The 10,345-nt window shown below is 70.7% G+C and carries 12 protein-coding genes; 9 read left to right on the top strand and 3 right to left on the bottom strand.

The genetic code is table 11. The features are described from left to right. Nucleotides 1-103 precede the first annotated feature (103 nt). Together PV363_RS12315 and PV363_RS12310 are read right to left on the bottom strand one after the other, a co-directional pair. Entirely contained in the window at nucleotides 104-748 is a 645-nt protein-coding gene (locus tag PV363_RS12315; RefSeq protein WP_220341311.1) for a response regulator transcription factor, read from the bottom strand. Beyond that, complete coding sequence (locus tag PV363_RS12310) at nucleotides 745-1,911, bottom strand: histidine kinase (RefSeq protein WP_220341312.1); 1,167 nt, start codon at nucleotides 1,909-1,911, stop codon at nucleotides 745-747. Before PV363_RS12310 ends, PV363_RS12315 begins: the two co-directional genes overlap by 4 nt. A gap of 137 nt (nucleotides 1,912-2,048) precedes the next feature. Between PV363_RS12310 and PV363_RS17965 the strand changes: the two genes are divergently transcribed. The 6 genes from PV363_RS17965 to ispG are packed head-to-tail and all read left to right on the top strand — an operon-like array spanning nucleotide 2,049 to nucleotide 7,589. Continuing rightward, nucleotides 2,049-2,498: an ATP-binding cassette domain-containing protein gene (locus PV363_RS17965; protein ID WP_366525478.1), complete on the top strand. Its 450-nt coding sequence runs from the start codon at nucleotides 2,049-2,051 to the stop codon at nucleotides 2,496-2,498. Then, a complete protein-coding gene (locus tag PV363_RS17960) occupies nucleotides 2,492-3,013 on the top strand; it encodes a hypothetical protein (RefSeq protein WP_366525477.1) in 522 nt (173 codons plus the stop codon). The genes PV363_RS17965 and PV363_RS17960 overlap by 7 nt, the downstream gene beginning before the upstream one ends. Then, nucleotides 3,010-3,804: an ABC transporter permease subunit gene (locus PV363_RS12300; protein WP_220341314.1), complete on the top strand. Its 795-nt coding sequence runs from the start codon at nucleotides 3,010-3,012 to the stop codon at nucleotides 3,802-3,804. Before PV363_RS17960 ends, PV363_RS12300 begins: the two co-directional genes overlap by 4 nt. 50 nt (nucleotides 3,805-3,854) lie before the next feature. Further along, on the top strand, nucleotides 3,855-5,093 hold the full coding sequence (dxr, locus tag PV363_RS12295; protein WP_220341315.1) for a 1-deoxy-D-xylulose-5-phosphate reductoisomerase: 1,239 nt from the start codon (nucleotides 3,855-3,857) through the stop codon (nucleotides 5,091-5,093). Continuing rightward, complete coding sequence (locus tag PV363_RS12290; RefSeq protein WP_301022453.1) at nucleotides 5,090-6,403, top strand: site-2 protease family protein; 1,314 nt, start codon at nucleotides 5,090-5,092, stop codon at nucleotides 6,401-6,403. Before dxr ends, PV363_RS12290 begins: the two co-directional genes overlap by 4 nt. 37 nt (nucleotides 6,404-6,440) lie before the next feature. Continuing rightward, entirely contained in the window at nucleotides 6,441-7,589 is a 1,149-nt protein-coding gene (ispG, locus tag PV363_RS12285) for a flavodoxin-dependent (E)-4-hydroxy-3-methylbut-2-enyl-diphosphate synthase (protein ID WP_220365368.1), read from the top strand. A gap of 8 nt (nucleotides 7,590-7,597) precedes the next feature. On the opposite strand, the gene PV363_RS12280 is transcribed toward ispG, so the two are convergent. Further along, nucleotides 7,598-8,113: a DinB family protein gene (locus tag PV363_RS12280; protein WP_220346945.1), complete on the bottom strand. Its 516-nt coding sequence runs from the start codon at nucleotides 8,111-8,113 to the stop codon at nucleotides 7,598-7,600. 88 nt (nucleotides 8,114-8,201) lie between these two features. Between PV363_RS12280 and PV363_RS12275 the strand changes: the two genes are divergently transcribed. The 3 genes from PV363_RS12275 to PV363_RS12265 are packed head-to-tail and all read left to right on the top strand — an operon-like array spanning nucleotide 8,202 to nucleotide 10,238. After that, nucleotides 8,202-9,044 (top strand): GNAT family N-acetyltransferase, encoded by an 843-nt coding sequence (locus PV363_RS12275; protein ID WP_220365366.1) that lies wholly within the window; start codon nucleotides 8,202-8,204, stop codon nucleotides 9,042-9,044. After that, nucleotides 9,044-9,616: a hypothetical protein gene (locus PV363_RS12270; RefSeq protein ID WP_220346947.1), complete on the top strand. Its 573-nt coding sequence runs from the start codon at nucleotides 9,044-9,046 to the stop codon at nucleotides 9,614-9,616. Before PV363_RS12275 ends, PV363_RS12270 begins: the two co-directional genes overlap by 1 nt. Before the next feature lie 49 nt (nucleotides 9,617-9,665). Further along, the gene (locus PV363_RS12265) at nucleotides 9,666-10,238 is read left to right on the top strand and encodes a hypothetical protein (RefSeq protein WP_220365365.1); all 573 of its coding nucleotides are present in this window, start codon (nucleotides 9,666-9,668) and stop codon (nucleotides 10,236-10,238) included. Nucleotides 10,239-10,345: the final 107 nt, after the last annotated feature.

The following is a 10,345-nucleotide window of genomic DNA, read 5'->3' as shown; positions in this document are numbered from 1 at the left end:
CGCTCCGGGTACGGCAAAGACCTGTCGATGTACGGCCTCGAGGACTACACCCGCGTCAAGCACGTGATGAGCAACCTCGAGGCCTGAGCGCCGCCCTGTCCGGTCACACCAGGCCGGCCTCGTGGACCGCGATCGCGACCTGGACGCGGTTCGCGGCGTCGAGCTTGGTGAGGATCCGCGACACGTGCGCCTTCGCGGTCGCGAGGCTCATGTGCAGGTCGACGGCGATCTCGGCGTTGGACATCCCGCGTCCGACGGCGACCGCCACCTCGCGCTCGCGCTCGCTGAGCACGGCCAGCCGCTCTTTCGCGTCGCCGTCGCCGTCCCCGAGGTCGCGGACCCGCCGGATCAGCTGCTCGGTCACGCTCGGCGACAGCATCGGGTCGCCCGCGGCAACTTTGCGCACGGCATCGACCAGCACCTCCGGCGCGGTGTCCTTCAGCAGGAACCCGCTCGCGCCGTGCCGCAGCGCGCGCAGCACGTAGTCGTCGGCGTCGAAGGTCGTCAGGACGATCACGTGGGGCGCCGACGGGGCGCGCTCGAGCTCGGCCGTGGCGGAGAGCCCGTCCATGCGGGGCATCCGGATATCCATGAGCACGACGTCGACGGGTGTCGACCGGAGGACACGGAGGGCGTCGAGACCGTCGGCGGCCTCGGCGACGACCTCGACGTCGTCGGCGCCGCCGAGGATCAGCCTCAGCCCGGCCCGTACGAGGGCGTCGTCGTCGACCAGCGCGACCCGGATCATGCCGGCCACGGTAGTACGAGGGTCAGGACGAACTCGTCCCCGGTCACCCGATGCGAGAGCGTCCCGCCGACGAGGTCGGCACGCTCCGAGAGGCCCACCAGCCCCAGCCCCGACGTAGGCAGACGGTCCTGCGTCGACCCCACCCGCAACGGGTTGCGAGCCTCGATGACGATCCCGTCGCCTGGCTCGCCCCGCATCACCACCGACAGCATCGTGTCCGGAGCGTGCTTGTGCGCGTTGGTGAGTGCCTCCTGAACGACGCGGTAGGCGGTCCGGCCGATGCGCTCGGGCGGCGCGTGCGGTGAGAGGTCATCGGTGAGGGAGACCCGCATCCCCGCGGCGCGCGCACCGCTCACCAGGTCGGGCAGGTCCCGCCACGACGGCTGAGGGCGGTCGCCCGCCCCGGCGTCCTCGTCGGCGCGGAGGATGCCGAGCACCTCGCGCAGGTCGGTGAGCGCGAGGTGGGCGTTGTCCCGGATCACCTCCGACGAGGTGCGGACCTCCTCCGGTGGCAGGTCGGTGCGGTACGCCAGCGCGCCGGCGTGCATCGCGACCATCGAGATGCGGTGGGCCAGCACGTCGTGCATCTCGCGTGCGATCCGGGCCCGCTCTGCCGTGCGAGCCTGGGCGACGCGGCTCGCCTGCTCCGCCTCCGCCACCCGAGCACGCTCCCGCAAGGTGTAGAGCAGCTCGCGGCGCGACCCCACGTACATGCCCACCGCGAACATCGTGACCACGATCGGCACGCTGAGAGCCAGGACGATCCTCCAGTCGTCCTCGAGAGTCGGGTCGATGAGCGTGACGACGACGGTCTGCACGGCCACGAGCAGGCCGATACCGACGATCTCGCGCAGCCTGCGCCGCGTCGCGAGCGAGACCACCGCGAGGACGGCGGGACCGGCGGCGGCGTACGAGAACGCTCCGATCACCGTGACCGCGGCGGCCACCGCCACGGGGTGCTGCCGGCGCCTCGTGACCAGCGCAAGAGCGACCAGACCTCCGACGAGGTCGGCCCAGAACCACCGGGGTGCGTGCTCTGCCTGCCACTGCGCCACACCCGACAGCCAGGTCACAGCGCTGATCAGGACCGCCAGGACGTAGCGCCAGAGCTGGCTCCACCACCGCAGCGGCGGCTGGTACGCCGCGGGGTCGACCTCGTTCACAGCCACAGCCTAGGCACTGGGCACGGTCGGCGAACCGGCCGAAGGTCGGTCTCCGACCCCGTACCCCCTACTTTCGGCCACGTCGGCCGAGCCAATGGGCCGATGTGGATGACCGCGCGCTGCGCGATGCTGGAGCCATGATTGAAGTCCAGAACCTCTCGAAGAGGTACGGCGACCACCTCGCGGTCGACGACATCTCCTTCACCTGTCGTCCCGGCTCGGTGACCGGCTTCCTCGGTCCGAACGGTGCCGGCAAGTCGACGACCCTGCGGATGCTCGCCGGGCTCACGATCCCGACCGCCGGCTCGGCGACCATCGGCAGCCACCGCTACACCGACATCCCCAACCCGGGCACCCAGATCGGCGTCCTCCTCGACGCGTCGGCCCAGCACAACGGCCGCACCGGTCGTGAGGTCCTCACGATCGCGAGCCGCACGATGGGCCTGGACCGCGGGCGCGTCGACCAGATGCTCGAGGTCGTCGGGTTGTCTCCCAAGGAGGCCAAGCGGCGGGTCGGCAACTACTCGCTCGGCATGCGCCAGCGGCTGGGCATCGCCGTAGCGCTGATGCCGACCCCCAGGTGCTGATCCTCGACGAGCCGGCCAACGGTCTGGACCCGGCAGGCATCCACTGGATGCGCCAGCTGCTGCGCCACTACGCCGACCGCGGCGGCACGGTGCTGCTCTCCTCGCACCTGCTGCACGAGATCGAGGTCATCGCCGACGAGATCATCGTGATCGGCAACGGCAAGATCGTCGCGCAGGGGCACAAGGAGGAGCTGCTCGCCGGTGCCGGCACGTTCGTACGGGCGGAGGAGGCGGACGCGCTGGCGCGGGCGCTGTCCGTCGCAGGCATCCACGTCACGCCGGCGACCGCTGACGGCTTCGTCACCGACGCTGATCCTGTCGCCGTCGGCAAGGCGGCGGCTGCTGCCGGCGTCGCTCTCGTCGAGCTCCGACCCGGTGACCGCGCGGGGTTGGAGGACCTGTTCCTCCAGCTCACCGCCGACAACCAGCGCGACCCGCTCGCGCCCACCCCCGCCCCGGACGCCGGCCCCCGGCCCGGCTTCGGCCCGCCCGATCCCCAAGGAGGACAGGCATGACCGCGCTCGCCCCGGAGGTCGGGATCGACCTCACCCGTCCTCGGGTGCCCTTCACCCGCCTGGTGGCCGTCGAGCTGCGCAAGCTCGCCGACACCCGTGCGGGCAAGTGGTTGCTCGGCACCGTGGCCGTGATCAGCGTCGTCGTGATGGTGATCATGCTGTGGGTCGTGCTGGCCAACGACATCTCGGTCTCGTTCAAGGACTTCCTCACCGCTATGAGCGTCCCGATGGGAGTTCTGCTGCCGGTGCTCGGAGTGCTGTCGGTGACCAGCGAGTGGTCGCAACGGACGGCCCTCGTCACGTTCACCCTCGAGCCGCACCGCGGCCGCGTCCTCGCGGCGAAGGTCGTCGTGGGGCTGATCGTGGCGCTGTTCGCGGTGGTCGTCGCGGCGATCGCGGCCGCGTTCGGCAACGTCTTCGCCGGGCTCGCGTCGGACACGACGGTCTGGAACGTCAACGCGGTGGAGCTCCTCGGCTTCTACGCGATGCAGGCTCTCGGGATCCTGATGGGGCTCACGTTCGGCGCTCTGCTGCTCAGCTCGCCGGCGGCGATCGTCGTCTACTTCGCCTGGGCCTTCGTCCTCCCGACGATCTTCGCGGTGGCGTCGGTCTTCATCGACTGGTTCGGCGACCTGCTCCCGTGGATCGACTTCGCGACCGCACAGATGCCGTTGTTCGACGGAGGCTGGACCGGGGAGAAGTGGGCCCAGCTCCTGGTCTCCGGGACGATCTGGCTGATCATCCCGTTCGTCGTCGGGGCGCGGCGCGTCCTGCGCAGCGAGATCAAGTAGCCGGCACCAGCCGAGGACGACGTCGCGGGCGCACCTGAGACACTGGTCTCATGGTGCAAACCCGCGACGTCGTCGTGCTCGGATCGACCGGCTCCATCGGGACACAGGCGCTCGAGATCGTCGCCGCGAACCCTGACCGCTTCCGGGTCGTCGGCATCGCCGCCGGCGGCAGCGACCCGGTCCTCCTCGCCCAGCAGGCCATCGCCCACGAGGTCGAGGTGGTCGCGGTCGCGCAGGCCACGGCCGCCCAGGACGTGCAGCTGGCCTTGTATGCCGAGGCCCAGCGGCGCGGGTACGCCCACGGGCAGCACCGGCTGCCCCGCATCCTCGCCGGCCCCCGCGCCGCCACCGAGCTCGCGGCGACCCGCTGCGACGTGGTCCTCAACGGCATCACCGGCGCCGTCGGCCTCGGTCCCACGATCGCCGCCCTCGAGGCAGGCACGACGCTCGCCCTGGCCAACAAGGAGTCGCTGATCATCGGTGGGCCGGTGGTCACGGCGCTGGCACGACCCGGTCAGATCGTCCCCGTCGACTCCGAGCACTCGGCGATCGCGCAGGCGCTGCGAGGCGGGACCGCGGAGGAGGTGCGCCGCCTGGTGCTGACGGCCAGCGGTGGCCCGTTCCGCGGCAGGTCCCGCGCCGAGCTGCAGGATGTGACCCCGGACCAGGCCCTGGACCATCCCAACTTCGCGATGGGTCGGGTCATCACGATCAACTCGGCGACCCTCGTCAACAAGGGCCTCGAGGTCATCGAGGCGCACCTTCTCTTCGACGTGCCGATGGACCGCGTCGACGTCGTCGTGCACCCGCAGCAGATGATCCACTCGATGGTCGAGTTCGTCGACGGGTCCACGCTGGCGCAGGCATCGCCGCCCTCGATGCTGATCCCGATCGCCCTCGGCATGGGGTGGCCCGACCGCGTCCCGGACGCCGGTCCGGGATGCGACTGGACCCAGGCGTCGACCTGGGACTTCGCCCCGCTCGACGACGAGGCGTTCCCGGCCGTGCGCCTCGCCCGCGAGGCCGGCGCCTTCGGCCGTACGGCACCGGCGGTCTACAACGCCGCCAACGAGGAGTGCGTCGGCGCGTTCCTCGAAGGGAACCTTCCGTTCCTCTCGATCGTGGACACGGTGGGCGCCGTGCTCTCGGAGCACCTCACCGACGCGGGCGTACGCTCGAAGACGGAGCCGGTGACCGCGGACGACGTCCTCGCCGCGGACGCGGCCGCCCGCGAGCGGGCGCAGGAGCTGATGGCAGCGACGACCAGGACGAGGCAGGAGAGCCGATGAACGCGACACCGTGGCTGTACGCCCTCGGCGTCGTCGTGCTCGTCGTCGGCATCGCGGTCTCGATCGCCCTGCACGAGCTCGGTCACATGGTGCCCGCCAAGCTCTTCGGCACCAAGGTCACCCAGTACTTCATCGGCTTCGGACGGACGCTGTGGTCGACCCGCAAGGGCGAGACCGAGTACGGCGTCAAGGCGGTCCCACTCGGCGGCTACGTCAAGATCGTCGGCATGCTTCCGCCCAACAAGGGTGACGATCCGGGCACCGTCCGCAAGTCCAACACCGGGATGTTCACGCAGCTGGCGTTCGACGCCCGCTCGGCCGAGTACGAGCACGTCACCCCCGAGGACGAGCCGCGCCTCTTCTATCGCCTGCCGTGGTGGAAGAAGGCGATCGTGATGGCCGGCGGACCGGTCGTCAACCTGGTGATCGCCTTCATCCTGTTCGCCGCGCTCTTCATGACGATCCCTTCCCAGAACGTCGAGAACGCCACGACGACGGTCGAGACGGTGTCCGACTGCGCGATCCCCGCCGCCGAGGCCGGTCGCAAGTGCACCGCCGCCGACCCGGTCACTCCCGCCAAGCAGGCAGGTCTGACCCCGGGTGACACCATCACCTCCTTCAACGGCACGCCCATCAGCAGCTGGGACCAGCTCACCGACCTCATCCGGGCGAACGGCGACAGCCCCGCCACGATCGAGTACGTCCGTGACGGTGCCGAGCAGCAGGTCACCGTCAACACGTCGGTCCAGCCGCGGCCAACCAAGACCGACCCCGACAAGGTCGAGCGCGTCGGTTTCCTCGGAGTCAGCCCCTACGTCCCCGCTCAGCGCGAGGACCTCGGTTTCGCCGTGGCGACGATGGGGGACATGACCGTCAGCACGGTGAAGGCCATCGGCTCGCTGCCGGAGAAGATGGTCGAGGTCACCAAGGCGGCGTTCGGGGCCGAGCGCGGCCAGGACACCCCCATGAGCCCGGTGGGCGCCAGCCGGGTGGCGGGTGAGCTGACCTCGGCCGAGGGCGCCACCTGGAGCGACCGCGTCTTCAGCGTCGGCCTGCTGCTCGCGGGGCTCAACCTCTTCCTCGGGCTCTTCAACCTGATCCCGCTCCTGCCGCTCGACGGCGGCCACATCGCCGGAGCGCTCTGGGAGGGCCTGCGCAACGCGATCGCTCGACTTCGTCGTCGGCCGATCCCCGGGCCGGTCGACGTCGCCAAGATGCTGCCGGTCGCCTACGCCGTGGGTGCCGTCCTCTTGGTGATGGGCATCATCCTGGTCTACACCGACATCGTGAACCCCGTACGCCTCACCTGAGGCCCGACCGCACGCACGCGAGGAGATTCGTACCCGCATGGACGTCAACCTGGGAATGCCGGCCGCCCCGCCTCCGGTGCTCCGGCCCCGTCGGCCGACCCGCAAGATCAAGGTCGGCAAGGTGGAGGTCGGGGGAGACGCGCCGGTCTCGGTGCAGTCCATGACGACGACCCCGACCGTCGACGTCAACGCGACGCTGCAGCAGATCGCGGAGCTCACGGCGGCGGGTTGCGACATCGTCCGCGTCGCGTGCCCGAGCCAGGACGACGCCGAGGCGCTGCCCGACATCGCGCGCAAGTCGCAGATCCCGGTGATCGCCGACATCCACTTCCAGCCGAAGTACGTCTTCGCTGCGATCGAGGCCGGCTGCGCGGCCGTCCGCGTCAACCCCGGCAACATCCGCAAGTTCGACGACCAGATCAAGGAGATCGCGCAGGCCGCGAAGGACCACGGCACGTCGATCCGGATCGGCGTCAACGCGGGCTCGCTCGACAAGCGCCTGCTGGAGAAGTACGGCAAGCCGACCCCGGAGGCGCTCGTGGAGTCGGCCGTCTGGGAGGCGTCGCTGTTCGAGGAGCACGACTTCCACGACTTCAAGATCTCGGTCAAGCACAACGACCCCGTCGTGATGGTCCGGGCGTACGAGCTGCTCGCCGAGAAGGGCGACTGGCCGTTGCACCTCGGTGTCACCGAGGCAGGCCCCGCGTTCCAGGGCACGATCAAGTCCGCGACCGCCTTCGGGGCGTTGCTCAGCCAGGGCATCGGCGACACCATCCGGGTCTCGCTGTCGGCCCCGCCGGTCGAGGAGGTCAAGGTCGGCATCCAGATCCTCCAGTCGCTCAACCTCCGTCCCCGCAAGCTCGAGATCGTGTCCTGCCCGTCGTGCGGGCGGGCCCAGGTCGACGTCTACACGCTCGCCGAGGAGGTCACCGCCGGGCTCGAGGGCATGGAGGTGCCGCTGCGCGTCGCCGTGATGGGCTGTGTCGTGAACGGCCCCGGTGAGGCGCGTGAGGCCGACCTCGGCGTCGCGTCGGGCAACGGCAAGGGGCAGATCTTCGTCAAGGGCGAGGTCATCAAGACCGTGCCGGAGTCCAAGATCGTGGAGACCCTGATCGAGGAGGCGATGAGGATCGCCGAGGGGATGGAGCCGATCGAGGGCGCGTCGCCGGCCGTGGCGGTCTCGTAGGCGATCGCCTACTCGCCGAGGCCGCCGCCGGCCAGCTCGACGACGATGTCGAGGTGGCCGACGTGCCTCGCGTACTCCTGCACGAGGTGGAGCAGGATCCAGGCAAGGTTGGGCGGGTCGGCCTCGAAGCGTCCACCCATCACGGCCAGATCGTTCAGCGACGCGGCGCCGGTGATGGCCCGGGAGCGTTCGACCTGCTCCTCGAAGCGTGCGCGCAGCACCTCGTACGTCTCGTCGTCGGCGACGAACCATGCGTCCGACCCAGGTCGCTCGTCGCCCCACGGGTCTGCGACCTGCTCGCCGAGGAAGCCCCACTGGAGCCACCGGCGCTCGACGTGGCGCAGGTGCTTGAGCAGACCCAGCGGCGTCCACCCCGAGGGCAGGCGGCTGCGGGAGCGCTCGGCGTCGGAGAGGGAGGCGAGCTTGCGCAGCAGCGCGTCGCGCTGGTGGTCGAGCTGTCCCTCGGCGATGGCCTGGGGATCGCGGAGAGAGGTGGCGGGCTCCCCGAGCGGTGCGGTCGTCATGCCGCGCACCCTACGCCGCGACGGCGAGACATGGTCGTGGGCGACCGCGCCAGATAGGCTCGTCCCACCGACGGCGTGAGGAGGCCCGGTGCTGAGCACGGCTGAGGGTGTCCGCGTCCTGCGCGAGGGAGACATCCCCGCGCTGCAGGAGCTGATCGACCGCGACGCGATCGTCAACCTCTTCGTCGACCACCGCACCAGCAGCACGCGGCTGTCTCCCCGCTGGCTGGGCGGAGAGATGTGGGGCTACTTCGAGGGCGACACCCTGGTGTCCGCGTGTCACGTCGCCGCCAACTTCGTCCCGGTCGAGGCGACGCCGCACGCGGTGGAGGCGTTCGCCGAGCGCGCGCGCACGACGGGGCGGCTGTCGTCGTCGATCGTCGGACCTCGCTCCGCGGCCCTCGGTCTGTGGGAGCGCCTGGAGGGGTCGTGGGGACCTGCTCGCTCGCTCCGCCTCGACCAGCCGTTCCTCCAGATCGCCGGGCCGCCGCTCGTGGCTCCTGACTGGCGCGTCCGCCCGGTGCTCATCGACGAGGTCGACATCCTCTATCCGGCGAGCGTCGCGATGTTCGAGGAGGAGGTCGGCGAGAGCCCGGAGCTCCCCGGCCGCAACAGCTATCGTGCTCGGGTCACCCAGCTGGTCGCGCGCGGCTGGGCGTACGCGATCATTCAGGACGGCCAGGTGCTGTTCAAGGCGGAGGTCGGCTCGGCCTCGGCCAAGGGCTGCCAGATCCAAGGCGTCTACGTGGCTCCCGAGCACCGGGGGAGCGGGCTCGGGACGGCGGGGATGGCGGCGGTCGTCGAGCGCGCCCGCCGCGAGGTCGCACCGGTCGTCTCGCTCTACGTCAACGACTACAACGTCGCCGCGCGACGGGTCTACGAGAGGGTCGGGTTCGTGCAGACCGAGACGTTCGCGTCGGTGCTGTTCTGATGAGGCGCCTCGCTCCGGTCGGCGCCGCGGTGGCGCTGGTCCTCGCCACCGGTCTCCTCGCGTCGCCTGCCGATGCGGCGGCGCGCACGGTCCGCGACCAGCGTGGTGACGCGCTCTCGGCCGTCGACATCACGTCGCTACGGGTCCGCAACGCCGAGCACCGGGTGCGTGTCACGATCCGCGTCCCGCGTCTGGAGCGCCGCCGCGTCGGGGGCGTCACGGTGTTCCTCGGGCGCAAGGTCGCGGGCCGCCCCGAGTACGCCGCGTCGAAGGTACGCCGCGCCGGGGGTTGGAAGACCACCTGGCAGCAGCTGGATGCGAGCCGCCTGCGCTGCTCCGGGATGCGCTTCAGGATCCGCCCCCGGAGCGTGGTGCTGTCGGTGCCGCAACGCTGTCTGGGCGACAACCGCGCCGCCGTGCGGGTGCAGGTCGCGGTCTTCACGCGTGCCTACCTCCACGGCAACGTGCCCGAGGAGGTCCTGATCGATCCGAAACCAGGCCCCCGGCTGCCGATCGACGGTGTCCCGAAGGCCCGTGGCGCACGGATGACGCCCTGGGCCGCTTACCGCTAGGCTTCGGCGACCCCGATTGGCGGGGTCACCTTTCGCAGGAGCACACCCCATGATCCGTACGATCCGTACCCTCGTCGTCGGCGCGGCCGCAGCGGGCCTCGTCCTCGCGACGACCGCTTCCCCCGCGGCAGCCAAGACCCGCACCTTCAGCGACCCGCGCGGTGACGCCGTCGCCGCGCTCGACGTCACCAAGATCAAGGTGACCAACAAGAAGCACGCCGTCGTCGTCCGGATGACCGTGCCCGGCTTCAAGAAGTCGAAGCTCGGCGGGGTCCTTGTCGGCCTCCGCACGAAGGCCAAGGGCCGCCCGGACTTCGCCTCGATGAAGATTCGGATCGAGGGCGCCGGGTGGATGCCGCTGATGTTTTCCGGTGAATCCGACGAGGACTTCGTCTCCTGCAAGGGTGACCGGATCAGCTTCGGCAAGCGTTCCGTGACGGTCCGCATCCCTCAGCGCTGCCTGGAGCGCAACAAGCGCGCCGTCCGCGTGTCGGTCGCTCTGATCGGCCGCGACGACGCCTTGGAGATGGAGGAGATGCCCGAGCCCGGTCCCGATGCCGTCGTGGACGCGTACCCCAGCCTGACGAGCACCAAGATGTCGCCGTGGGTCCGCTACCGCTGATCCGCACCTGTCGGCTGCTGGTGACGGGTACGGCGGCTGCTCTCGTCGTCTCGGCGGCCCCCCCCCCCGCCGCCGCCCCCACCCCCGGCCGCACCCCAACGCCCCCC

Source organism: Mumia sp. (assembly GCF_028803055.1).
GTDB lineage: Bacteria > Actinomycetota > Actinomycetes > Propionibacteriales > Nocardioidaceae > Mumia.
The sequence above is the reverse complement of the archived record's forward strand: the minus strand, read 5'-3'. Positions and strand labels throughout refer to the sequence as shown.